17 protein-coding genes are annotated in these 25,939 nt (G+C 37.5%); 8 read left to right on the top strand and 9 right to left on the bottom strand.

Annotation, left to right across the window (positions count from 1 at the left end; translation table 11 throughout):
• Nucleotide 1 precedes the first annotated feature (1 nt).
• Both R3X28_RS08200 and R3X28_RS08195 read left to right on the top strand, forming a co-directional pair.
• A complete protein-coding gene (locus R3X28_RS08200; RefSeq protein WP_317663920.1) occupies nt 2-2,386 on the top strand; it encodes an LTA synthase family protein in 2,385 nt (794 codons plus the stop codon).
• On the top strand, nt 2,383-3,621 hold the full coding sequence (locus tag R3X28_RS08195) for a YaiO family outer membrane beta-barrel protein (protein WP_317663918.1): 1,239 nt from the start codon (nt 2,383-2,385) through the stop codon (nt 3,619-3,621). The genes R3X28_RS08200 and R3X28_RS08195 overlap by 4 nt, the downstream gene beginning before the upstream one ends.
• 505 nt (nt 3,622-4,126) lie before the next feature.
• On the opposite strand, the gene R3X28_RS08190 is transcribed toward R3X28_RS08195, so the two are convergent.
• Nucleotides 4,127-4,990: an RNA polymerase sigma factor RpoD/SigA gene (locus R3X28_RS08190; RefSeq protein WP_154365370.1), complete on the bottom strand. Its 864-nt coding sequence runs from the start codon at nt 4,988-4,990 to the stop codon at nt 4,127-4,129.
• A 179-nt stretch (nt 4,991-5,169) separates the two neighbouring features.
• On the opposite strand from R3X28_RS08190, the gene R3X28_RS08185 reads away from it, so the two are divergent.
• The 6 genes from R3X28_RS08185 to R3X28_RS08160 all read left to right on the top strand — a co-directional run bounded on the left by R3X28_RS08185 (nt 5,170) and on the right by R3X28_RS08160 (nt 10,802).
• Nucleotides 5,170-5,679, top strand: coding sequence for a DUF6155 family protein (locus R3X28_RS08185; RefSeq protein WP_154365372.1), 510 nt, complete (start codon nt 5,170-5,172; stop codon nt 5,677-5,679).
• Nucleotide 5,680: 1 nt separating this feature from the next.
• On the top strand, nt 5,681-6,610 hold the full coding sequence (locus R3X28_RS08180; protein WP_317663915.1) for a glyoxylate/hydroxypyruvate reductase A: 930 nt from the start codon (nt 5,681-5,683) through the stop codon (nt 6,608-6,610).
• A 285-nt stretch (nt 6,611-6,895) separates the two neighbouring features.
• Nucleotides 6,896-8,407, top strand: coding sequence for a DEAD/DEAH box helicase (locus R3X28_RS08175; RefSeq protein ID WP_154365376.1), 1,512 nt, complete (start codon nt 6,896-6,898; stop codon nt 8,405-8,407).
• A gap of 174 nt (nt 8,408-8,581) precedes the next feature.
• A complete protein-coding gene (locus tag R3X28_RS08170; protein ID WP_154365378.1) occupies nt 8,582-9,820 on the top strand; it encodes a glycosyltransferase in 1,239 nt (412 codons plus the stop codon).
• A gap of 195 nt (nt 9,821-10,015) precedes the next feature.
• On the top strand, nt 10,016-10,258 hold the full coding sequence (locus R3X28_RS08165; RefSeq protein ID WP_317663913.1) for a hypothetical protein: 243 nt from the start codon (nt 10,016-10,018) through the stop codon (nt 10,256-10,258).
• 301 nt (nt 10,259-10,559) lie between these two features.
• A complete protein-coding gene (locus tag R3X28_RS08160) occupies nt 10,560-10,802 on the top strand; it encodes a hypothetical protein (protein WP_154365380.1) in 243 nt (80 codons plus the stop codon).
• Between the two features lie 183 nt (nt 10,803-10,985).
• Here R3X28_RS08160 and R3X28_RS08155 read toward each other — a convergent pair whose 3' ends face one another.
• The 8 genes from R3X28_RS08155 to R3X28_RS08120 all read right to left on the bottom strand — a co-directional run bounded on the left by R3X28_RS08155 (nt 10,986) and on the right by R3X28_RS08120 (nt 25,853).
• The gene (locus R3X28_RS08155) at nt 10,986-11,612 is read right to left on the bottom strand and encodes a Pycsar system effector family protein (RefSeq protein WP_317663911.1); all 627 of its coding nucleotides are present in this window, start codon (nt 11,610-11,612) and stop codon (nt 10,986-10,988) included.
• 148 nt (nt 11,613-11,760) lie between these two features.
• Entirely contained in the window at nt 11,761-13,605 is a 1,845-nt protein-coding gene (locus R3X28_RS08150; protein WP_317663910.1) for a DUF885 domain-containing protein, read from the bottom strand.
• 54 nt (nt 13,606-13,659) lie between these two features.
• A complete protein-coding gene (locus R3X28_RS08145) occupies nt 13,660-15,438 on the bottom strand; it encodes a DUF885 domain-containing protein (RefSeq protein WP_317663909.1) in 1,779 nt (592 codons plus the stop codon).
• Between the two features lie 156 nt (nt 15,439-15,594).
• Nucleotides 15,595-16,635, bottom strand: a complete 1,041-nt coding sequence (locus R3X28_RS08140; protein WP_282054879.1) for an adenylate/guanylate cyclase domain-containing protein — start codon at nt 16,633-16,635, stop codon at nt 15,595-15,597.
• A 4-nt stretch (nt 16,636-16,639) separates the two neighbouring features.
• Nucleotides 16,640-17,014, bottom strand: a complete 375-nt coding sequence (locus R3X28_RS08135) for a response regulator (protein ID WP_154365389.1) — start codon at nt 17,012-17,014, stop codon at nt 16,640-16,642.
• Nucleotides 17,015-17,032: 18 nt separating this feature from the next.
• Complete coding sequence (locus R3X28_RS08130; protein ID WP_317663905.1) at nt 17,033-20,686, bottom strand: ATP-binding protein; 3,654 nt, start codon at nt 20,684-20,686, stop codon at nt 17,033-17,035.
• Between the two features lie 18 nt (nt 20,687-20,704).
• Nucleotides 20,705-22,843, bottom strand: a complete 2,139-nt coding sequence (locus R3X28_RS08125; protein WP_317663904.1) for an ATP-binding protein — start codon at nt 22,841-22,843, stop codon at nt 20,705-20,707.
• The gene (locus R3X28_RS08120; protein ID WP_317663903.1) at nt 22,836-25,853 is read right to left on the bottom strand and encodes an ATP-binding protein; all 3,018 of its coding nucleotides are present in this window, start codon (nt 25,851-25,853) and stop codon (nt 22,836-22,838) included. Before R3X28_RS08120 ends, R3X28_RS08125 begins: the two co-directional genes overlap by 8 nt.
• Nucleotides 25,854-25,939 lie beyond the last annotated feature (86 nt).

The following is a 25,939-nucleotide window of genomic DNA, read 5'->3' as shown; positions in this document are numbered from 1 at the left end:
AATGCAAGGAAACAACAACATATCATCCAATTTAAAGCGTAAAAAGCTAAAGGATTTCATTCCCTTGGTGATTGCCTTCTTTGGTTGTATGGTATTGCTGTCATTATATCAAAATTTAAGGTTGTATTTTGACGGTGTATTGGATAGTTTCTTGAATAAAAGTTTCTTGTTGTTGATAATGCACCATACTGGTTTTGGAGCCCTGATGGCGTTCATATTGGCATTTTTGTTCAATTATTTAGAAAATAAAAAAGCCAACTTGGGTTACAATGTCTCCAAAATAGTTTTGGGGATTCTAATTGTTATCGAAGGGGCATTGATCGAGCATTATATTCAGAATTATGAAGTTCTGGACTATAATATGTTCAGATTTGTGGAAATCGTCAGGGAAGGCTATTCTGTTTTACCCATAGTAATCGTCTTAGTGGCAACCATATTATTATTTCTTTGGTTTGGTAAAGTTACCGAGTCATTGTACAATGTGGTGAGCAGAACGTTCCCACTAACGATTATTTTGTTCAGTATGTTCTTGGCCACCCTGAATTCTGAAAAGAAACCGATCAATGAGAATAAAACTCAACATTATATCGAAAGTGCCGTTAACAATATTTTCGATTTCAACAAATATGAAGGTGACGCTGAATATCCGTTAATTAAGAAAAGGGGGGGCAAAGGAAGATTGGACAACTATTTTAATCTTGCTGAAACGAAACCGAATATAGTGGTATTGATCGTTGACGGACTTGGTTCTGACTTCATTGGAAAAAACGCAAAATACAAAGGTTTCACTCCATTTTTAGAATCTCTTTCGAACCAATCACTCTACTGGAAAAACCATGTCAGTAATACGGGTGAGGGTTTTGCGGCTTTACCTTCAATTATGGGGTCCTTACCCTTTGGTAAAAACGGATTTACAAATCTTGAGAGTAAGGTAAACCGCCAAACAATGTTCAGCGTTCTTAAAGAAAATGGATATAGAACCTCATTTAGTTATGGGGGCAACAGCGCATTGAACGGCTTGGATAGATTTTTGGATGAAGAACGAGTTGATGAAATATTGGACAAAAAAGGATTTGGAGATGGGTATCGATTGCAAGACGAGGATGCTGCGGGTATATCATTGGGATATCCGGATAAAGAGCTTTTTAGAAAATGGCAATCATTGGATAAGTTTACAAGTATGCCAAGGTTGGATGTCTTCATGACCTTAAGCACAAAGAATCCATTTCTTATTCCTGACCAGAAAGAGTATGAGGAAAAAGTTGACCGGATACTCATGGCCTCTAAAATGGATAAAAGAACAAAGAAACTGGTGAACAGGAACAAGGAAGTGTTTGCCAGTTTATTGTATGCCGATCAGGCCATAGAGGATTTTTTAAAAGGCTATAGAAGGCAAGCCAATTACAACAACACCGTTTTTATCATTACAGGAAGTCATAATTTGAAAGATTTACCACAGGATGATAATCTGGGAAGATACAAAGTTCCCCTAATGGCTTTTGGGCCATTATTGAAATATCCAAAAAAAATAGATGCCTTAGTGTCCCATGCCGACATAGCCCCATCCCTCATTTCTATGTTAGATGGAAATTATAAAATGAAAGTCCCAAATAAAGTAGCCTGGTTGGGTGATGATCTTATTCATGAAGGGATTTTCAAAAAAACCAAACAAATCCCATTGTTTAGGAATAAGAAAAACGTACATGATTATATTCACGAAAACCTATTTGTTTCAGGTTCAAGAGTGTACCACATCAATAATGATCTAGTATTGGATAAACCAGGAGATAATGCCCCTGTTACCCAAGCAAAGGACAATTTCAGGTATTTTAAGGCGGTAAACAAATATGTAACGGCCAATAATAAAATCCTTCCTCGTTCAGAAGCTTTGTATGCTAAAGGGTCGAAAGAATTTACCAAGGCAGAAATGGTTTGGGTTCAAAGTGTCTTTAATGGCAATGATTTCGACAAGGCCTATAAGACCGCTAGAAATTTGGCAATTGATAATGATTGGGACAGAGCTTTATTGTTGGCAAATTATATTTTAAGTAAAATCCCCAGGCATGCAGATACCGAGGTTTTGATCGGGAGAATACATTCATGGAAGAAAGACTATAAAACTTCAATAGTTCTATTATCAGAAGTAATTAGAAAATACCCTACATATACCGACGCATATTCCGCTTTGCTGGACACCTATTATTGGGCGGATAAAAGTGAACAGGCCGATCAGCTATTCAAAACAATTGAACAAAAAGGTATTTCATCCCGAGAAATTAATGAAAAGATAACTAGGGCCAAAGAACAAATAAGAAAAAATGCTTTGAAAAAAGCAACCGAACATGTTAAAAAGGAAACTAATATCGTAGCCGTAGATATCAAATGAGAATTAAACGAACATATCTAATTTTATTGGGCTGTTTCTTTGGTTTCCTGGGTTTGGCACAAGAAAGGGAATATAAGGGTAACCCCGACGAATCTTTGCTCACAGCTCGGGAATTGGCATTTAATGGTAAACATGCCATTGCCCAAGACACTTTGAACCTTGTTTTAACCAAATATCCGAATTACAATGATGTCAGGAACTTATTGGCAAGTACTTACAGTTGGGATGGTGATTATGATGAAGCAAGAAAACAATTCAACAAAATAACATCTATAGATAAGAAGAACAAAGAAACCTGGATTGCCGCCATCAAAAATGAAATTTATGCCAAAGAGTATTACATAGCCTTAGGGTTGGCCAATAAGGCGATACGTTATATAAAGGATGATGATCAGTTGACAGCACTCAGGACTGAAATATTAAAACATACACCTGGATCTATTGAAACCCTTTCAGAAAAACCTGATGAAAATACCGGGAAATCCATTTTAGAAGAAAAAGTATATAAGAACAGTATAGCCATATCAAATAGTTACGATGTTTTTGACAAGGCCTATGATCCAATGATCTATTCTAGTCTAGAATATAAAAGAGCGACAAAAATAGGGAGCATCATACCCCGTATTAATTTCAGCAATCGTTTTCAAACCAATGGAATCCAATATGAATTGGATGCGTATCCAAAATTCTCTAAAAAAATATATGCCTATACCAATTATGCATTCTCAGATGCCCCGACTTTTCCAAATCATAGGGTAGGGGCTGAATTATATGCTAATTTGCCCAAATCCATTGAAATATCGGCAGGTGTTCGTTATCTAGATTTTAAAACTACGCAAGCGAACATTATCACCGGAAGCCTAGGTATGTACCGGGGCAATTATTATATTTCTGCAAGGCCCTACATATCTCTTAATAAAGATAAACCAGTAGGGGTTTCGGGAACGATCCTAGGGCGTAAATATTTAAAAGACGGTGAGAACTACTTCGGTGTAATGGCAGGTTATGGTTACTCTGCGGATTTAAGACAATTGAGGGATGGTGATGAACTATTGGCAGAGACCATTCTTTATGTAGAATCCCAACAGCTTAATCTAGAATATCAATTTTCAGGTAAAAAACAACCTCATTTATATAAAGCTAATTTAGGATTGACCCGTCAAGAGTTGGCCTATGATGCTGGAAATTTCTATTGGGCTGTTTCTGCCGGTTTTACTTACTACATGAAATTTTAAAGGATTTACCAAAATCATCGATAAACGGCAGGGTATCTTTTTCAGCAAAATTGGTATTCCATCAAAAAAGTAATTTTGACAACAGGAATAATTTGTTTCACCACAATTTATTGTAACAAGTGCTCGTTATGAATATGTTTACAGTATAAATTATAAACCAAATCACTCGTATGATGCGAGTTTAACCTAAACCATATGCTATACGATACCTACGGGGAAGAGTATTTGGCCTTCCTACAAGATCTAAACGAAATTTTAAGTTTAAACGAATTAGTTGAATTGGATTATATGTAGTCCCTTTCAAAAACCTTAAAAATCCCACACATTATGGCACATCAAAATGCAGACAACACAGCTTACTTGAATTTTATTGAGAATTTGAACGAAATCTTAATAGACGTGAATATCAATAAGCTAAGCTTTTCGTAAGAAAGCTGATAAAAAACTAAAAAGAGCCATGATTTAATTATCATGGCTCTTTTTTTGTGCTTTGAAAAGTAATTCCCTATCCCAAATACGTCTTTAGCAATTTACTTCTGGAATTGTGTCTTAATTTTCGAATTGCCTTTTCCCTTATCTGGCGTACGCGTTCCCGAGTAAGATCAAAGGTTTGTCCAATTTCTGCCAAGGTCATCGATTGCTGGTCACCTATACCATAATAAAGTTTTACCACATCGGCTTCTCTCGGGGATAAGGTTTCCAGTGCCCTGTTGATTTCCGTATTCAGCGACTGTTGCAACAATATTTTATCGGGCCGTGGCGATTCACCGGAACGCAGTACATCATAAAGGTTAGAATCCTCTCCCTCACGTAGGGGAGCATCCATAGAAACATGCCTACCGGTATTCTTCAATGACTGTTTAACCTCGGTTACGGTCATTTCCAACTCTTTGGCAATTTCCTCTGGGGATGGTGGACGTTCATGCGCTTGTTCCAAATAAGAAAATGTCTTTTTGATTTTATTGATCGAACCGATTTTGTTCAATGGGAGTCTTACCACACGTGACTGCTCGGCCAAGGCCTGTAGAATTGATTGTCTGATCCACCAAACCGCGTACGAGATGAACTTGAACCCTCGGGTTTCATCAAAACGCTTAGCGGCCTTAACGAGACCTAAATTGCCCTCATTAATCAAATCGGGCAACTTTAAGCCTTGATTTTGATATTGCTTTGCTACTGAAACTACGAATCGTAAATTGGCCGTCGTCAATTTTTCAAGGGCAACTTGGTCCCCCGTACGTATACGTTGCGCCAATTCTACCTCTTCTTGTGCATTTATCAATTCAATTTTACTGATATCTTGCAAGTATTTATCCAGTGATTTCGATTCTCTATTGGTTACCTGCTTGATAATCTTAAGTTGCCTCATATGTGTAAATCCTGTTTTAAATTGAACATTCCGTAAACATTCATAATACATTAATAATCTGTCTTTTCCAAAGGATATCAAGAATGTTATACATTATTTATGACAAGTTCTTGATTTTACCCTAAAGTCTAGAACATTTTACCGTCGCATAATGTATTTTTGAAACCCAACAGATAAACATGAGTAAAAGAGCCCTTAAAAAATATTTGGCCGAACTGAAAAAGAAAGAACTCGAAGAACAGCTAATGGATCTCTATTCCAGGTTCCCGATGGTAAAAGAATACTACGACTTCATCTTTAACCCAAAAGAGGACAAGATGGTACAAGAGGCCAAGGCAAGGATTTCAAACGAGTATTTCCCTTTAAAAAGAAAGAGGCCCAAAGCCAGGCGTTCCGTTGCCCAAAAATATATAAAGCATTTTTTGACCCTTGGCGTTGAACCGCATTTAATAGCGGATCTAATGCTGTATAATTTAGAAGTTGCCCAAACATTCTCAATGGATCGTAACGTTCCCGAGGCATTTTACAAAAGTATGCTCAATTCGTTCAATGAAATGGCCCAATTCATTTCCTTAAATGGATTATTGCCCAATTTTAAGGAACGTATTGTAAAGGTTTATAATTTTACCCAGGAAAACCATTGGAGTTACCAAGAGGGTTTTTCCAGAGGTTTGGATATACTGGATTGATATGGCCATCGTAATCATAAGGAAAGACGACAAGATAAATAGCTGGAAAGAGGCTTTAAACCTTTATGCCCCACAAATTCCGGTTTACGGTTATTTGGAGAAACATCCTAAGGAGGATATAAAAATGGCATTGGTATGGAAGCATCCTATCGGATCCCTCAAGGATTATCCAAACTTGGAATGTATTGCTTCCAGTGGTGCCGGGGTAGATTTTTTGTTCGAAGACAACCAACTTCCACTGCATATCCCCATAACCCGTGTGGTCGATGAATTCCTTGCCAAGGATATGTCCGAACACGTTACTGCCTTAATATTCAGTCAACTAAAAAACCTATACCACTACAAAGTGGATCAATTTAGAAAAATATGGAAACCCATTCCCTACAAACGCATAGCTGATGTAACAATCGGGATTATGGGACTTGGGGCATTGGGAACAGTCCTTGCCAAAGATTTAGTCCGTCTTGGATTTAAAGTACAGGGTTGGTCCGGTTCCGAAAAGCAGATCAAAGGAGTAAAAACATTTACAGCTTCTTCCAAGATATCTGCTTTTTTGAATTCTACACAGATTTTGGTTTGTCTATTACCCTTGACCAATGAAACCAGGGGAATCTTAAATGCCGAATTGTTTGAACAATTACCCAAAGGAGCACATATCATCAATGTAGCCCGTGGTGGCCATTTGGTAGACAATGACCTTTTGATAATGTTGGATAAAGGTCATCTTTCCGGGGCTTCCTTAGATGTTTACCACGAAGAGCCTTTACAGTTGGACCATCCTTTTTGGGAGCATCCTAAAATTCATATGACCCCACATTATGCGAGTGTTTCAGATACTGCTTCGGTTGTACCACAGATTGTAGAGAATTATAGAAGGTTGGCCAGTGGGGAAGAACTCCTGAATTTGGTGTCCGAAGATAAAAAGTATTGATTTATCCATACCATGTTTTTTACTTCCGATTAACACCATCGAAATGAAGATTACCTTCCACCGGAAAAAATAATACTGACTAAAGATAGGGTAGTGGAAATAAGCGTAAAAATAAGTTGAACCACAACCCCTTAACTACTACGTATTTACAAGTCATCATTTAGATTTTCAAAGGATTTCTGCTTTTAAATTTCGTACAGGTTTTTATTTCTGCTAATTTTGCAAAATTCGGATTTGCACTAACGTCCAATAGAAAAGAATTGTAAAATACCAGAAAACGACCGTTTGGAAGGACAAAAAAACTTAAAAGAAAAAACACTTTACGATTATCAATTAGATGATCTCAACAAGATATTCACGTATCTCGAAGAATCACCTGATAATGTAAACCTCCTTTATCAATTGCCCACAGGAGGAGGAAAGACCGTGGTTTTTTCCGAAATCGCAAAACGATATATTTCACAGAACAAAAAGAAGGTCGTTGTATTAACGCACCGAATTGAACTTAGTCAGCAAACTTCCCGCATGCTCGGAGGTTTTGGGGTTAAGAACAAAATCATCAACAGCGAGGTCAAAGAATTGCAAGACCAAGATGATTATATGTGCTTCGTTGCAATGGTCGAGACCTTGAACAATCGACTACAGGATGAGAAAATCGAGATCAATAACATTGGTCTTGTAATTATTGATGAGGCACATTACAATTCCTTCAGGAAATTATTCAAATATTTTGAACATGCCGTGATCCTTGGGGTAACGGCAACTCCTTTGAGTTCAAATATTAAACTTCCGATGAAGGATAATTATCAGAAGTTGATCGTAGGGGAATCTATTTCCTCATTGATCAAAAAGAAGTTCTTGGCCAAAGCCAATATGTACAATTACGACGTTAGCCTTCAGGGACTTAAACTCGGAATAAACGGTGATTACACGGTAAAATCTTCTGATGAGCTCTATGGGAACCAAAGTATGTTGGGTAAGTTATTGAATGCATACAATGAGATTTCCAAAGGTAAAAAGACCCTTATTTTCAATAATGGGATCAATACATCAATATATGTATATGAGACCTTTAAAAAAGCCGGACTCCCAATTCGTCATTTGGACAATAAGAATACGGCTTCTGAAAGGCGTGAGATTTTGCAATGGTTTTCAGAAACGCCAGATGCTATTCTAACTTCGGTTAGTATTTTAACCACTGGTTTTGACGAACCTACGGTAGAGACCATAATGCTCAATAGGGCTACGCGATCTTTGACCCTATATTTTCAAATGATCGGGCGTGGCTCACGTGTACTCCCCAATAAAGAAGAATTTACGGTTGTTGACCTTGGGAACAATGTCGCCCGTTTTGGTTTATGGAATGCCCCGATAGATTGGCAAGAGATCTTCCATTTTCCTGATTTTTATTTGGAGAACATTAAGAACGACGAGGAGATCGAAAGGGAATTCGTTTATGAAATGCCTCCTGATCTTCGTGCCCAATTTGCAAATTCGGAAAATATCAGTTTCGATGTAAAGGCCGAATATAAAAGGGTTTTCGCCCAAGGCTTAAAATCCAAGGTTGTTTTGGAAAACAGTATAGAGCAACATGCCCAGATCTGTGTTGAAAATTCAGAGGATGTTTTTGATGCCCGTATATTGGCAAAATCGTTGAAAGAGGAGATTGCCTATCGTGTGCGCCTTTATTCGTACTGCATCATGAACAACACCAAGAATTACAAGGAGTGGTTAGAAGAAGATTATGAACGAAAATTACGTTCAAAAATCTCAAAGATGTTCGCTGAGAAAATGTAGCGCTATTAAACGCTGAATTATATTCTGATTGATTTGTTATTGCAGATCTTTAATGGGATTTTATATGGAATGACCATGTTAGAGCATAATGGCTTCATATTCAATCAGAAATATTTTCAAATAGCGAAAATACTGGGGTAACATTACATAAATACCTTATTTTTGGATTGAACGATGCATAAGAAATCCCTCTTGATCATTGGTTACAATTGGCCGGAGCCTGCAACGACAGCTGCCGGAAACCGGATGATGCAATTAATTCATTTTTTTAAAGAAAGGGATTATACAATCACATTCGCCAGTACGGCCACCAAAGGCGAACACAGTTCACCGTTGCACGAACTTAAAATCCCTGAAGAAAACATTCTTTTAAACGATTCGGGTTTTGATGATTTCGTAAAAAATTTAAATCCGACAATCGTACTTTTTGACCGTTTTCTGACTGAAGAGCAATTCGGATGGCGTGTTGCGGAATTCGCTCCGAATGCCCTTCGAATATTGGACACCGAAGATTTACACTCCCTACGGGTTGTACGACAGGAGCTGTTTAGGAAACAAGTTGTATTTGCGCCGGAAAAATGGTTGGTAAGTGATATTACCAAACGGGAAATAGCCTCGATTTATCGCTGTGATCTTTCCCTGATCATATCTAGCTATGAAATGGAGTTACTATCGACTTTCATAAAGATAGATAAGCAAATGCTGCTGCATCTTCCTTTTCAGTTAGAGAAAACAAATCGTGAACAAACAACTAAATGGCCGTCTTTTTGCGACCGTAAGGATTTCATATGTATAGGCAATGGTAAACATGCTCCCAATGTAGATGCCGTTTTATGGCTGAAAAAGGAAATTTGGCCATTGATAAGAAAACAAATACCATCGGCCAATTTACATATCTATGGGAATTATATGCCCCAACAGGTAAAAGAAATGCATGACCCAAAAACGGGGTTTCTGATTGAAGGTTGGGCCAAATGTGCGCATACGGTAATGAAAACACACCGGGTTAACTTGGCCCCGATACGCTTTGGTGCGGGAATCAAAGGTAAATTAATCGATGCCATGCAATCAGGGACACCCAGTGTTACCACATCTATTGGAGCTGAAGGAATGCATGGTAGTTTACCTTGGAACGGGCATATTGCAGAAAGTGCAAAAGAAATAGCCGATTATGCCATTACATTGTACAGGAATGAGCCTGAATGGTCGTGTGCCCAACAAAATGGATTCACGATTATTGATACGTTCTACAATAAAGCAACCCTCGATAAATCTTTCGAGGAAACTATAGAAGCACTTCAAACCAAATTGGAACAGCATAGAACCTACAATTTTATCGGTGCCATGTTAAGGCATCAATCTATGGCAAGCACCAAGTTTTTATCCAAATGGATCCAAGAAAAGAATAAATAACATCTTTTTGGCGGCTAAAATACCGTTTAAATACCCTTTTTTACGGTAAGCTGTTTTAGAGGTACTTCCCGTTTACCGAGGTAATTTTACACTTCATCCCAATTCGTGTCAAATAACGATAAATAGGGACGTTCAGCGAATTGCAACCCTTCAAAATGCACTTGTTACGGTTATCATTATATAACAAAACAAGTCATGAAAGCAATAGTAACCATCATCTTCATCATCTTCTTCGGAATAACCGCACAAGCCCAAAACAACACAAAAGAGGTACAAGTAGAAACTATTGAAATGACAATCGTTACAACCACGGAAACCAAAAACGAGGTTAAGACCGAAACTACTACTGAAGTTGCCCGTTTATACAAATTCAAAAACTCTAGGGTAAAAAAAGCCCTTTCTTTTACCACAAAAAGGAACAAAGCCAAAATGGCTTAAGGAACTCCCTACCTATTTTGATGGATTTTTAATCTGATATTGTTTCACATAACTTCGATATATTCCATATAAAACATAAAATAAATCAATAATAAGAGAAAACAGGACTTGATTCAAACCTCGAAACACCGTTTAAATACCCTTTTTTTCGGTAAGCTGTTTTAGAGGGGCTTCCCGTTTACCGAGGTAATTTTACACTTCATCCCGATTCTTGTCAAATAACGATAAATAGGGACGTTCAGCGAATTGCAACCCTTTAAAATGCACTTGTTACGGTTATCATTATATAACAAAACAAGTCATGAAAGCAATAGTAACCATCATCTTCATCATCTTCTTCGGAATAACCGCACAAGCCCAAAACAATATAAAAGAGGTACAAGTAGAAACTATTGAAATGACAATCGTTACAACCACGGAAACCAAAAACGAGGTTAAGACCGAAACTACTACTGAAGTTGCCCGTTTATACAAATTCAAAAACTCTAGGGTAAAAAAAGCCCTTTCTTTTACGACAAAAAGGAACAAAGCCAAAATGGCTTAAGAAATTATGTCCCGTTGGTAGTTCATTATCCTGATTTTGTTATACCGAACTTCCCTAAATTTCATATTGTGGGATATTTAGCCAAGTTTTCCAATAAGCCCAGAAACCATTCCCAATTTAAAAAAGGAAGCGAACAATTCTTTACATCCCCTGTTTAAAGGTTAATGGCTGTTAAAATCATGGTTATACAATCCTATGCAATCCAAAATACACTGCTGTTACAAACAATAAGACTAGGCTGATTACCAAAAACCGAATGGATCGTTGTACGTTCCTAAATTTCCAGGCCGCTATTTTGGAATTGATATAAATCTGTTCCCCCAATTGCTCAAAAACCTCTTTTTCATTCATACTGACATCATAAAATTTCTTGGAAAATTCTTTAATGTTTCCAAACTTGTTGATTACATCCCCAAAATAGAATACATTATCATCATAATTACCCTCTAATTTTGGAATAAAACAGCGAACGCTATAAAAAACCGAAATTACGGTTGCTATGAACCATAGGGTTGTAAGGATGTATAATGGGGTAGGGTTGGCATCTGAACGCAATACGGTTTCGGCACTTTGATAAATGAAGTTCAGTATAATACCATAAAAGGATAAAATAAGTCCTGCCTTTAGCTCGGAAGCCTTAATAAGATTGGAAACATAGTTGATGGTACCCCAATAGTGATCCACCAATTCTTCAGCATGTCCTTTAGATTTAAGTTCGCTAAGGAGCCCTTTTTCGAAAGAGGATAACGGATTTTGTCCTTCCTTGGAGTTGGTGTTTTTCTGGTTTCCGGATTTTAAAGGTTTGGTCATAGTTTGTAATTTAAAGACTCCAAAAAAATTATTCTAAAACATTATTTACTGTAGGCGGTTGTGCTATATTCCTCATTTTAATACTCTCAAAGTTTTCACATTTAAAAGCTTCTTTTACCTCTATTCTCATGTATGTTTAGTTTTGATTTTATTGTTTTGTTGTTTGCTTTATAATCCAATTATTCACATTTACTTCCAAAACATCTAATGGAATGGTCCCACTTCCCAATACCACATCATGAAATGCCCTAATATCAAATTGATCAGTAAGAGCAGTCTCAGCCTTTTTTCTTAATTCTTTTATTTTTAATTCCCCGATTTTATAAGCCAACGCCTGTCCTGGCATTGCAATGTACCTGTCTATTTCTACAGTAATATCACCTATGCTTTTACCCGAATTCATTTTAAAATAGTCTATAGCTTCTTGCCTAGACCAACCGTAAGCGTGGATTCCCGTATCTACGACTAAGCGAATGGCACGCCACATCTCATACGTTAGTTGCCCATATTTGGAATAAGGGTCTTTATAGAAACCCAATTCTGGACCTAAACTTTCCGAATAAAGCCCCCAACCTTCAATAAATGCGGTGAAATTCAGCATAGATCTAAATTCAGGAACGTCTTCAAGCTCTGAAGCTAGCGCTATTTGTAGGTGATGACCGGGAACGGCTTCATGAATACTCAATGCTTCCATTTCCCATTTAGGTCTGGCATTTAAGTTATAGGTGTTTGCATAAAAATAACCAGGTACCCCAGATTGTAAAGAACCTGGGTAGTAATAAGCAGTTGTAGAAGCCTTTTCTGAGTAGGCGGGTACTTGCTTTACACCATAAGGTAATCTAGGTAGCTTGCCAAAGAGTTTAGGTAAAACAGGATCTATGCGCTTACAAATGTCACGGTAGGCTATAAGCAGCTCTTCTGGAGTTTCAAAGAAAAATTGAGGGTCTTCTCTTAAGAAATTATTAAATGCGGTAAGGTCTCCTTCGAAGCCAATATCCGACTTCAATTTTTCCATTTCTTTTTTAATTCTTGCTACCTCAGATAGTCCCAATGTGTGCACTTCTTTGGCTGTTATATTGGTGGATGTGTGGTATGTAATAAGTTCATTGTACCAAGCTTCGCCATTGGGTAACTGGTTAAGACCATAACTTTCACGTGCATTGGGCAGGTATTCTTTCTCCATAAAATCAGTAAACTTTATGAAAGCAGGATTTACTTTATTAGCTATAATCTTTAATGCATCATCGGTTATGGACGTTCTTCCTTCTATTATAATTCCTTCTTTAAGGTTGGCGAAGGGAGCATAGAAAACACTTTCTTCGGGAGTATTCGAGATGATTTGTTTTAATTGTTCGGGTACTTGAATGACCGTATTTCGGGGCATCACGATGCCTTTTTCAATTCCCTCGGTCAAGGTATTTTGAGCCTGTTGCAATAATTTAGGTAGTCCTTCTAATCTGGACAAAATATTTTTCACTCCAGTTGAAGAATTGGTAGGCATCATTTGTATAATTGCAGGAAGATATATGTGAAACCCATCTATTTGATCAATGATTACATACTTTTCAGGAAACTGACTTTCAAGAGAATATTGAATACCTACAGCTCTGTTGAAAATACCTAAGTTTTCGACCTCTTCTTCCGTCAATTCGTTGACATCAAACCACTTTTGAGCTTCATTGAACAATTTTAAATTAGCTAATTTAATTTTAACACCCTCAGTGGAAAGGTCATCCCATACATCATCATATCCTGGCTTGCCTAAGAATGTTGCCATTGCTGGGGATGCCGCTATTTGATTTTTCGCATAAGCTTCAAAAAAAGCTTTTAATCGTTCACCTTCATCTTCAAAATTAGATTTGTTTTTAATAAAGACCAGTTCCTCTTCAACCGACTGAATTGTCCTTTGCTTTACATTCTCTTGCTGATACCCAAAAAAAGGAATCATTAAGGCTATCATAAGTATTATGTTGAAAATTTTTGATTTTTTCATAATTTCTTTCTTTAGTAGTTCAATATCAAACCTGTATATTTTTATTTTCGCTCACTATTTTCTTTCTTTTTCAATCCAAGCTCGAACTTTCTGTTCTAATACGGCTAGCGGCATATTACCAGCATCAAGAATGGTATTGTGAAACGCCTTTATATCAAAGTCATCAGCTAATGCTTTTTCGGCTTCTTTTCTAAGATTCAAAATAGTTAGCTGTCCTAATTTATAGGATAATGCTTGTGCCGGCATCACCATGTATCGCTCAACCTCTGATACAATTTGTGCTTCTGGAAATGCTTCATTTTCCATCGAATACGCAATGGCTTCTTCACGTGTCCACCCTTTATGATGTAGCCCGGTATCTACGACCAAGCGTATAGCTCTGTGCATTTCAGCACTTAACATTCCAAAATATTGATATGGGTCATCGTATAATCCTAATTCTTTTCCTAAGGATTCAGCATACAGACCCCAGCCTTCTATATAAGCACCGGATTCTGTAAATAGCCTAAAAGCAGGAATGCTATCGTTTTCTGCGGCAAGCATTATTTGATAGTGATGACCGGGGATTGCTTCGTGCAAAAACAAGGACTCGTCAGAATATACATTGTAGGAAGTAACATCAGGAATAGGTACATAAAATATGCCAGGTCTTGAACCATCAGGATTACCAGGGTTGTATTGTGCACTTGCCGATTTTTCACGAAAAGCCTCAGTGCGTTTAACCATAAAGGGTGTTTTTGGTTTTTTATCGAACAACTTGGCTAATTGCGGTGCCATACGCTGTTGAATGGAATCAAAACTGCTTAACAATTGTTGTGGGTCTGTATAAGGCATTAAGTCTTTATTGGTACGAACGTGAATAAAAAAATCATCTAGGCTACCTTGGAAGCCCACCTCTTTTTTAACCAATTCCATTTCTGTTCTAATCCGTGCTACTTCAGATTTTCCTAAATCAAATATGGAATCTGCAGAAAGGTTTGTAGAGGTCATGTATTCAATTTGATTTTTATAGTATTCCGAACTTCCGGGTAATGGACCAATACCAGAAGTGGACCGGGCAGCTTTTAAATAATCCGTTTTAAAAAATTCTGCTAATTTTTGATACCTGGGTATAATCTCTTCTATAATCATTTTTTGATATGTGGCTTCAATGGCTGATTTTTCAGATTCTGTAAACCCCTCAGGTATATTTTTTACGGGCCTGTAAAATAAATGGTCTTCGGCCGGTCCTTTTGCCATTGCCTCAAATTGCGGAATTATTTTTTTTACAATGGCTTCTGGCTGCACATATCCTAATGTAATGCCTTCCTTCATGTTCATAAGCGCAGTGTCTAACCACACATTGTAATCTTCTAGTCTTTTTATCCAGTTTTCATAATCTGTTACGGTAGCAAAGGGTTGTATACTGCTACCCGAAGCCAGTTGCGCTGCATATAGGTTAATAGATTTTAGTTGGTCTATGGGCAAATACTTTGTGAAATTGTGATCGTAACCCAGTTTGTTTGTAGCATACCAAACCAAAATATCGTAATTCAATTGGTCCGATTGGTTTAGTTCTGTCCTGTTATACTTCTGAATTTTATCAAGGTGTGTTTGATAATGGGCTACTTCTTTAGCTCTATATTCATCTGTTAGGTTATTGGGTAGTGTGTCAAAATACCTATTAATACCATAAAAATTTCCATAGACAGGATTTAACGCCAAACTACCCTCATAATAACTTTCATAAACTTCTGAAATAGGGGGTAAGGTTGTTTTCTTTGTTGCTCGTTGTTCATCGGCACAGCTTGTAAATAAAAGTGCGAATATTAGTAGTTGTAAAATATTTTTCATTCTTTTTTATTTTTGGATGGTTTGGTTCTGGTTTACGTTTTCTTGTTGTATTTCATTATTATGGCTGTTACATATTTGATGTATCGGACAGCTTACTCTCTCGCTGTTTCTTTTTGTATGTTGGTTTGTTGATGGCTTTTAGTTTAATTTCAATGGCTATTCTATCACATTGTACACCGTAAGAGGTTGTGCTTTGTTCTTCATGTTAATACTACCTAGGTTCTCACATTTAAAAGCCTCTTTTACCTGTTCGTAACAACTTTCACAGATGATAATTTGATTTTCTTTAGCAGCATCTTGTAATCTAGCTGCAGTATTTACTGTATCCCCAATAACGGTGTAATCTAGACGTTTAAGAGTAGCGGAGCCAATATTGCCCGAAATCATTTCCCCACTTTTAATACCGATAGAAACCTTTGGCTGGTATGTTTCTTTGCCTTCCCCTTTAGGTAAGCTGTTCACTTGATTTCTAATGGCCAATGCGGCATCAATGGCACGATCCAAATGATATTCCCCTCTAAAAACGGCCATTACGGCATCGCCTATAAATTTATCTATAATGCCATTCTGTTCCATAATTTCTTTTACCATGGCATCAAAATAGGTATTGAGCATGGTGACGACTACATCTGGACTTGTGGTTTCACTGATTTTTGTGAATCCACATACATCAACGAACATGACCGTACCTTCAATGCTTTCGTTGGCCATGATCTTGGACTCGTACTCCTGTCCCCCCATAAAATTGAGTACGTTCTCATCCACATACATTTTAAGGATATTATTCTCCTTAATTGCCTGCAACGTTTTTTGAATTTCTTTGGCATGTTTTAAGGTTTTCTCCATAGTCACTGTAAGGTCCTCAAAATTGATGGGCTTGGTGATGAAGTCAAAAGCACCGCGGTTCATGGCCACACGAATATTTTCCATATCACCATAGGCAGATACAATGACCGCTTTGATAAGCGGACTGGATTCATGCAGCTCTGAGAGTAGGGTAAGACCGTCCATCTCTGGCATGTTGATATCGCTCAAAACAATATCCACCCCTGGATGTTCAGCAAGCTTATCCAAAGCATCCTTCCCATTTACGGCAAAGACAAACTCATACTCGTTTTGCCGTATTTGCTTTCTAAATTTTTGTTTGATGAGTATCTCCAAGTCCGTCTCATCATCTACTACCATTATTTTTGCCATAGTCTTATGTTAAGGTTATCAGCTTGTCTTTTAGAAGTGAAAAATCTAAAGGTTTTGTAAGAAAGTCATCTGCACCTAGATTTTTTGCCATTGTTCTATTTTCATCATCTCCATAGGCGGTAATCATCATAACCATTGGAGGCGGTTTCACATAATTTTTTTTGATGGTATCTAACAATTCCAGTCCGCTCATGCCCGGCATATTAATGTCAGATAAAATAAGTACAGCTTCATGTTCCATTGCTTTCATCAATTTTAAGGCTTCTTCCCCCGAGAAGGCAAAAACAAACTCTAATTCTTCTTTTCGTATTTCTTTTCTAAAACGCTGTTGAAAAAGTACTTTTACATCTTGTTCGTCATCTACAACTAATATTTTCATAAGGTGGTTTTTTGTAGTTTAATTTATTGGTAATGATATGGTGAAGGTGGTGCCTTCTCCCTGTTTGGTATCAACTGTTAATTCACCGCCATGTACTTTTACAATATCATAGCTTAGTGATAGTCCTAATCCGGTTCCTTCCCCAGAAGGTTTTGTAGTGAAAAAGGGTTGAAATATTTTATCCAATACCTCTTTAGGCACTCCATTGCCATTATCCGATACTTTTATGAGTATCATATTCCCTTTCTTTTCCGTACTTACCGAAACGGTAGGTTCGTAACCTTTAGGGTTTTCTTCTTTTTTCTTTTTTACCACATAAAAGGCATTGGTAATTAGGTTGAGAATAACCCTCCCTATATCTTGCCCAACTATATTTATTTTACCGATAGCATCATCAAAATCGGTATTTAAAGTGGCATTAAAGGATTTATCCTTTGCACGTAAACCATGGTAGGCTAGGCGTAGGTACTCATCTGATAAAGTATTGATATTGGTCAATTCTTTTTGACCGGTACTACTACGGCTATGTTGCAGCATTCCTTTTACGATACCATCGGCGCGCTTGCCATGAAAAATGATTTTATCCTCGTTATCAGAAACATCTTTGGCCAACGCTTTTACTTCGTCATAGTTGCCTTTCTCAATTTCTTCTTCCATTTCTTCCAGAAGTTCTTTGTTCACTTCAGAGAAGTTGTTGACGAAGTTTAACGGATTTTGAATTTCGTGGGCAATACCTGCGGTGAGTTCACCCAAACTGGCCATTTTCTCCGATTGGATCAATTTGGATTGGGTGGACTTTAACTCATCGATTTTTGTTTTAAGCTGAACCGTTCTATGACTAACACGCTCTTCTAAGATTCTATTCTCTTTAGTTAATTTTCTGGCCCTAAAAACAATATATGCCCTTAAAATACTAGCTGCAATTAAACCGAATATTAAGTATGCCCACCAAGTTTGCCACCATGGCGGATTTATTTTGAAAGATAGGCTATCGGGATCGGACCAATCGCCAATGGTATTTCTAACGGCAACTTTAAAGGTGTAATTACCGGGTTTTAAATTATAATAGTTCTTGGTTTTGGTTGCATTTGCAGCATAGCTCCAATCTTCATCTTCACCATCTAGAATAAAACGATAGGTTAATTTATCCTTGTTGAATATAGCATCACTACCATAGCTAAAACTAAGGCTGTTCTGGTCATAGGGTAGGGCAAGCCCTGCGGGAATATTATAAGGACGTGTAACAGAATCCCATTTAATACTATTATCAATGGCATAGGATGCCTTTTTGTTATTTGTAGAATCTGAAATATGTTGAGAGCCAAACCCAGGGGTTTCATCTTTTACGAAAATATTATTGATCTGAACCGTACTTATGGTAGTATCAATTTTAAGTTCCGTATTCAACACCATTAGCCTAAATTCACTAGATGAATTAATAACACCTGTCCAAAACTGTCCATTTTTTAGAAATCTAGGGGAACCTTGTAAATAGTCGTTATATTTAAAACCGAGTCCACCATTAAAATTATAGAAACCTTTATTTGTTTCTTTTACGGTGGCCTTCTCCATAGCAACCAAACCATTACTACTGCCAGCGTACATCATTCCTCCTTTTTCGGCCAGATCATAAAAATCTGTAGGGTATAGTCCGTTTTCTTTTGTTATTGTGGTAAGTGTATTTTGTTTTAAATCAAGTACGTTAACACCGTTCAAGGTAGCTATCCATAATTCACCTTCATTAGAAAATTTTGCTGTAGATACATTTTCATCGCTAAGACCTTGTTCTTTACTAAGATAACTAACAGTGTTCGATTTTATATTTACTTTGGCTAGTCCCTTCGTAGTAGGAATCCAAAGAATTTCTTTGTCATAAGCTATGACGGACCCGCTTCCTGCCTTTAGAATTTCTTGGCCATTTTTAGAGACTGCTTTTTTAACGGTGTTGTTTTCAATATTAAATATGTACAGTCCTGAACTAGAGTAGTTGGCAAAAGTATGTTCGTTTAAAATAAAAACACCTGCACCAAAAATGTTGGAAGAATTGGCATATACGGAAAGTTTATTTTTCTTTTTATCAAGGATGGAAAAGCCGGGCCTTGTACTTAAATAATACATGTCCGGTGATATTTCTTTGATAAAATTGATTGTATTGGGTACACTATGCAGTTGGGAAAAACTGAGGGATTTGACCGTATGTTTATTTAAGTCAATAATATTGATCCCCGCAGCCGTTCCTAGCCATATGTCACCTCTAGAGTCTTCTTCAATTTCCCACACTGCATCGTTGATCAAACCTCGAGAGGTATCAAAGTATTCCATTTTTAAGGTAAACTCATTGGCGATGAGCACCCCTTTATCTGTGGTGGCAATCCAAAGAGACCCATCCTTACGTTTTAAAGGGGTTGGTATCCTAAGAGAGCCTTGCAGAGCAGCGTTTAGGGCAATTGTTTTGGAAGCATCCCTATTTTCACTTAGTAGAAAGGCCTCTGTCGCCCCGAATATCCATAAGTTGCCTTGGGCATCTTCTTCTATTTTATCACCTGTAATGGTATACCCGTTTTCAGAACCTAAAACGCTAACTTTTTGCTTATCTATTGCTAATCTTAGAACACTGGAAGAAGCATTGGAACTACCATTGGGCGTTGGGTAAGGATAACTCAGCCAAATATTGTTATAGGCATCTTCTTTAATATCCCAAACTATAGAGTTAAGTTCAATTTCGGCAATATTGGAAATTGTTCTAAATTCTTTTCTGGAGGGGTCCAACACGCTCAAACCATCTTGATAACTGAGCCATAAATTATTTTTGCTGTCCTCAAATATCTTCCAAGGTTTATTGGAGCCTTCATTTATAATCTTTCGTAAACTTTTCATTTCCGCATCCATTACGTAGAATCCTTCAGTAAGGGAGTTCATGTAGATCGTTCCTGTATGGTCGCAAAGAATATCGAAAGGTGTAAAAATGTCTGTCTTGGTAATCGTATATGCCGTATCGTTCTTAAAATCCAATACCGTTAAAAAATTAGGCCCCGGACTTACCAACCAAAGCTTACCTTGTTGGTCAAAGGTCATTTTATACACCCCGGGGTAATCATATACAAAGGCGTTCTCACCATCATAGTAGGTTAGGGGTGTTGAGTTCATGGATGATCCCATCCAAATGGCCCCATCTTCGGTTTCCAAAAAGGAAGTAATATCATTAGTGGGTAATCCTTCATTGGTAGAAAGTTGTAGTAAGTTTACATGGGTACCGTCCATAATCCCTGGAGGTTTCATTTTAGTGATGGTCGGTTTTTTTATGGGCGCTTTGGTCACTGTAAAGGGTACGGAATCAAACTTTAATTCCCCCGTACGATAACTGTCCCAGTCCAAATCGTATTCCTTCATTGGGGACTTCAGCGGTTTAAACGTGTTTAGTTCAAATGGTTTGCTGGGCAAGGCATCTACGTTTAAATCATATGTGACGGGGGTTGTTAGCGTGTCGTTGGTTATGGTTTCCCATTCAAAAGGTTCTGGTTCCGTAAATTGTAAAGGAATAGTTTCTGGAACCTTAAAATCACCTACAGTAGTTTCCGTTTCAGACTTACTTTGTTTGTGGCAAGAAACCAAAAACAAGCAGCAGAAAAAGCCGATTAAAAGTACAAGTTTACTTAATTCTATATTTTTCATACTGGTTTGGTTGTTGGTTTAGTTTGGTAATTCTATAATGAATGTGGTTCCCTTTTTTTCTGCTGTTTCCACTTTTAGATTTCCATCATGTCCCTTTGTCACAATATCATAACTCATACTTAAGCCTAAGCCGGTACCTTGCCCAGTAGGTTTAGTGGTGAAAAAGGGTTGGAATATTTTCTCTTTAACTTTTTCAGGAATGCCATCACCATTGTCAGAAACACTAATGGTGATATGTTCATCCGTTTTTTTAGTGCTGACAGAAACTATGGGCTTAAAATTAACATCTCTTTGTTTTTTCTCGTTTACGGCATAAAAGGCATTGGTAATTAAATTGAGAATTACCCGCCCCATGTCTTGTGGTACAATATTTACTTTTCCAATGCTCTCGTCAAAATTTGTAATGAGTTCTACATTAAATGACTTATCCTTTGCCCGCAGACCATGATAAGCCAAGCGCAAATACTCATCTGCAAGGGCATTGATATCAGTTGGTTCTTTTGTGCCGCTGCTGCTTCTAGAATGTTGAAGCATACCTTTTACAATATTGTCCGCACGTTTGCCGTGATGGTTTATTTTTTCTAGATTTTGTTTGATATCCAATGAAATAGCTTTCACTTCTTCAAGATCTCCTTTATCCAATTCCTCATTCATTTCATCAACAAGTTCGTTGCTTACCTCAGAGAAATTATTGACGAAATTTAACGGATTTTGAATTTCATGGGCAATACCAGCAGTTAACTCTCCAAGGCTGGCCATTTTCTCGGATTGGATGAGTTGTGATTGTGTGGCTTTTAATTCTTCTAAAGATTGATTTAACTCTGATGTTCTTTCTTTTACTTTTAATTCTAACTTTTCATTTTGTGAAGTAATAAGCGCACTCTTTTCAGCTTCTACCTTTACAAGTTCCATTGCATTTTGCCGCATATCCTCATTTTTCTCTCTCATGCGATAAGCAACAAATGCCAACATGCCTAAAAAGAGAATGGCTTTACCGATCGTATCACTATAAACCATTATTAACCTTAGACTAAAATCATCGGTTAAATTCGAATACCTATAAATCAAGCCAGTAGCAGTTATGATATAAGATAATGTTAGACTGTATAGCAGTATTCTTACAGATAATTCTCTTTTTTTAGATTTGATTGACAAAAAGACTAAGAAAATAGCAATGAAAAAGTAAAGAGCAAAAGCAGCATAGTATGGAATAAAGATCAATATTATACTAGCCAGAATGAACCACTTTGAATGTTTACCGTAGAAAATTCTGTATCCAAATAAAAAGCAGAACAAGAAAAAATAAATATACAAAATGTCCCGTATGTATAAAAGTATAATCATATACTTAGAGGGCAACGTAAAGAACAAGCTGTCTGCACCGTTGAAAGCGATACAAATATTCAATAGTAACATCAAAGAGGAAAAAATTGCTATCATTAACAGTTCACTGTCCTCCCTGATCAGAAGATATAGAAGCCAAAAAAGTATAAAAAATATGAAAGATCCAATTAAGTCGAACAAAACTTTATATCCCAAAAAGTTCATATAATCAAAATAGTCATTGGTAACTATTCTGGTTGAACCCACTGGAACTACTTTGAATATGTTGCCATAGGTACTATAATCTACATAATGAATGACCAAAGTATGTATGGTATCAGGTTCTAAAAAGATTGGGTTGCGAATGTCAAAATCTTGAATGTGTTCTTTAAATGAGGCTCTATCGTTCCCTTTTTCTCCAAATTGACGGAATAACTTTCCATTTAAATAAATATCCTCTGCAGCATGATCCTCTTTATCTAAATAGAGTGGAAGCTTTGCGAAAGCACTATCAATGGTAAATTGCAATCTGAACCATCCTTCAAATTTGCCAGAACTATCTGCCATATCATTGGTTATCTGAGAGGGGTTTAATCGTTCCCAACCAGCTAAATCAATGTCTATAGATGACGCATCTTGCTTATTTCCTGATTTAAATATCCAACCTTCTTTATTTGTCAACCTTAAACCAAAAATTGAATCTAAATCTGCTTTCGTAAAATGCACGATTGTATCTAGTGCCAATCCATTTTTATCTATAGGGTTTTCTTGCCCACTTGCCGTAAATAGTATACAGAAAAATAGCGTGATGAATAGGAGGGATTGTTTAATCATGTATTCTTAAGTTAATTTTGAAAGTAGTGCCTTCACTTTCTTCAGTTTCCACTTGCAATTCGCCTCCGTGCCCCTTGGTCACAATATCATAGCTCATGCTTAACCCCAGACCAGTACCTTGACCTGTTGGTTTGGTAGTAAAAAAGGGTTGAAATATTTTCTCTTTGACCTTTTCAGGAATACCATCACCATTGTCAGAAACACTAATGCTAATATGGTTTCCTAGGCTTTTGGTACTTACAGAGACTATAGGTTTAAAATCTGTGTCTTTTTGCTTTTTCTCGTTAACGGCATAAAAGGCATTCGTAATTAAATTGAGAATAACCCGCCCCATGTCTTGCGGTATCATGTTTACTTTTCCAATATGCTCGTCAAAATCAGTTATCAGTTCGGCATTAAATGATTTATCCTTTGCCCGCAAACCATGATAGGCCAGACGTAAATACTCATCTGCAAGGGCATTGATATCAGTTGGTTCCTTTTTGCCACTACTACTTCTTGAATGTTGCAGCATACCCTTTACAATATTGTCTGCACGTTTACCGTGATGGTTTATTTTTTCAAGGTTTTGTTTGATGTCCGACGCAATGAACCTTGCTTCCTCCAAATCACCTTTATCCAGTTCCTCGTTCATTTCATCAATAAGTTCATTACTGACTTCACTAAAGTTGTTGACGAAGTTTAACGGATTCTGTATTTCATGAGCAATGCCAGCGGTTAGTTCTCCCAAACTTGCCATCTTTTCTGCTTGGATCAATTGCTTTTGTGTAGTTTGAAGATTGTAAAGTGTATCTTCCAATCTCTTTTTTTCGGTATGTAGGGCAGTGGCCTGTTCTTCTTTTACCTGTAGATCAAGAAATCTAGTATAGGTCTGTTCGAATACCGTGGCAAAACGCTTGAATATGTCATGGGATTTTGGTACTCTTTCATAGGTAATGAACATTACATAACCATATTTGAAATAACATATATGGAATATTTGAAAGGAGGGAAGTAGATGTCCTGCTTTTAGGACACCCTCGATTACTTCCCCAAAAACGGGAAGCGTACGCATAAACGCATAATGTTCTTTAATGAGTTCACCGCCTAGTTCACCAATATGAAAATTTTCCCCGTTTTTTAAAGGTGTATCAAAATCATAACCCACACCAACGTTGGGCAATACGAACGGCTTTTGAATAACGCCCTCACTACTCATAAATGCTGTAGCCCCTTTTTTATCATCTGTCCAAATACAATAGCCCGCACTCCAAGCTGGAATGCCCAGTTCCTGAACTTGTAAAAACAGGTCGTTGGCGGCCTCAGGAAGTTCGTTGCTGTGTTGCATGGCCATTGTACGTGTACGTACTCGCTCTAAAGCGGTTTCTATCTGTGATTCCCGTGCTTGCGCTTCGGCTTTTTGAAGGTCTATGAAACGTGTATAGGTTTGCTCAAAAACCTTTGCAAATCGTTTGAAAATATCATAGGCATCCGGTACCGGTTCCCTGGTGATAAATAACAAATACCCATATTTAAAATAGACGACATGGTCTATTTGATAGGTAGGGAAACCGTTATTGGTTTTCTTTAATTGTTTTAAAACGTCGCCAATTACAGGAAGGGAGCTCATAAATTCATAATGGGCCACACATTCATCACCTGAAAATTCTTGAATATATAGTGTTTCCCCGTTTTGACCTCTATCGTAATACTTCTTGAATATCCCGGCCCTTGGAACTGTGTAGGTGTGTAAAATCCCTGCTTCATTACCAAACCATTCGGTAGATTCGTTTTCCCCATAAATATTGAAAGCGCAACCCCAAGTCTTTATACCCAAATCTCTTACTTGTTGATCCAATAGAAATGATGTTTCCTGCAATTCATCACTATGATGCATGGCCATGGTTCTACTTCGTACTTTTTCCAATGCCAACTCGATCTGGACTTCACGCGCTTGTTTTTCAGATTTTTGAAGATCAAGAAATCTTTGGTGTACCAAATCAAAGGCTTCCGCAAATTTCACTAAGATTTTTTGGTCCTCCTTTGGAGGGTTTTCAACTACACCGGGTAGGCTATATCCAATTTCCCCATGGGTGGTGCGCGCCATGACAAAAGTGAGTCCCCCTATATGCCGAATATCATCATGGGTAGGGGCTTGGGGATCGATCTGTTGAAAATTGCCCAATGTGATCATTTTATCCACATAGTCAATGGCAGCTTCAGCGTCCATGGCATAAATAACTATGGGATCGGTACTTTTTTCCCATTGGGCCAATAACGGAATATCCCCGTGTAAATGTCTAGGGAGTTCCATTACCATACCAATTCGGGTACCATCACTCGAGGTCATGGCTTTCTCATAGGTTTCTGGCAACCACAACATATGCCAGAAATACTGTGCCTCGTAACCCAATTTGAGAAATTCAGTACGTAAGGTTACCACCACATCCAAAAGGTCCTCAGGGGCGATCATAGCCAAAGCCTTTGCACGAATACGCTCTAAGGCCCCTTCAATTTCAAGCTCCCTGTTTTTTTCTTCGAGTTCAATAGTCCGTCGTTTTATGGCTTCCCTTAACTCTAAGTTCTCCTTGCTTATCTTATCCAAGCCCAGCGTTTCCCCTTCTTGGGCCTTGCCATCGGGTGTGGAGTAGTGTTGGTACACAAAATGCCAACCTTCATTATTCTTCTCTAAAACATTACTGAATCGAAATCGATCATAAAAATTCCAAATTTCCCCATTCGAGAACCATGCATCGAAGATGTGGGTTAAAATTACCAGTTCCCCAAATTGTTCAATAATTTTGGTTTCATTGCGTAACTGGGTCTTTCCTGAAAATTGTTCAGCGGTATTCCTAAAAAAATCAGTGGTGTCCTTTCTGTTCAAAAACTCTTCATTATTTGTAGAACCTATAAAATGAAAGGCATTGTCAAAATAAGAATCATAGGTTTCAATATCCCCATTTAAGTAACTGTAAAGCCATTTGTCATAGACTTCGGTTACCTGTTGTTGGTTATGTTTGGTTGGTTTCATATATGGTTGTTCATTGGTACTAAAATGATGAACGTTGTATGATTTTCATAAAAGTTTCTCTCATAGGGATACAAGGGTGTTTAGGG

This window comes from Maribacter sp. TH_r10 (assembly GCF_033101095.1).
GTDB lineage: Bacteria > Bacteroidota > Bacteroidia > Flavobacteriales > Flavobacteriaceae > Maribacter_A > Maribacter_A luteus.
Note: the sequence above shows the minus strand (reverse complement) of the source record. Positions and strands in the feature narration are given on the sequence as shown.

Coding starts and splice junctions, on each gene's coding strand:
- R3X28_RS08165 (WP_317663913.1), top strand. CDS start 10,016: ATGAAAGCAATAGTAACCATCATCTTCATCATCTTCTTCGGAATAACC.
- R3X28_RS08180 (WP_317663915.1), top strand. CDS start 5,681: ATGGCCATCGTAATCATAAGGAAAGACGACAAGATAAATAGCTGGAAA.
- R3X28_RS08150 (WP_317663910.1), bottom strand. CDS start 13,605: ATGAAAAAATCAAAAATTTTCAACATAATACTTATGATAGCCTTAATG.
- R3X28_RS08155 (WP_317663911.1), bottom strand. CDS start 11,612: ATGACCAAACCTTTAAAATCCGGAAACCAGAAAAACACCAACTCCAAG.
- R3X28_RS08145 (WP_317663909.1), bottom strand. CDS start 15,438: ATGAAAAATATTTTACAACTACTAATATTCGCACTTTTATTTACAAGC.
- R3X28_RS08125 (WP_317663904.1), bottom strand. CDS start 22,843: ATGATTAAACAATCCCTCCTATTCATCACGCTATTTTTCTGTATACTA.
- R3X28_RS08130 (WP_317663905.1), bottom strand. CDS start 20,686: ATGAAAAATATAGAATTAAGTAAACTTGTACTTTTAATCGGCTTTTTC.
- R3X28_RS08170 (WP_154365378.1), top strand. CDS start 8,582: ATGCATAAGAAATCCCTCTTGATCATTGGTTACAATTGGCCGGAGCCT.
- R3X28_RS08195 (WP_317663918.1), top strand. CDS start 2,383: ATGAGAATTAAACGAACATATCTAATTTTATTGGGCTGTTTCTTTGGT.
- R3X28_RS08190 (WP_154365370.1), bottom strand. CDS start 4,990: ATGAGGCAACTTAAGATTATCAAGCAGGTAACCAATAGAGAATCGAAA.
- R3X28_RS08185 (WP_154365372.1), top strand. CDS start 5,170: ATGAGTAAAAGAGCCCTTAAAAAATATTTGGCCGAACTGAAAAAGAAA.
- R3X28_RS08135 (WP_154365389.1), bottom strand. CDS start 17,014: ATGAAAATATTAGTTGTAGATGACGAACAAGATGTAAAAGTACTTTTT.
- R3X28_RS08120 (WP_317663903.1), bottom strand. CDS start 25,853: ATGAAACCAACCAAACATAACCAACAACAGGTAACCGAAGTCTATGAC.
- R3X28_RS08160 (WP_154365380.1), top strand. CDS start 10,560: ATGAAAGCAATAGTAACCATCATCTTCATCATCTTCTTCGGAATAACC.
- R3X28_RS08140 (WP_282054879.1), bottom strand. CDS start 16,635: ATGGCAAAAATAATGGTAGTAGATGATGAGACGGACTTGGAGATACTC.
- R3X28_RS08200 (WP_317663920.1), top strand. CDS start 2: ATGCAAGGAAACAACAACATATCATCCAATTTAAAGCGTAAAAAGCTA.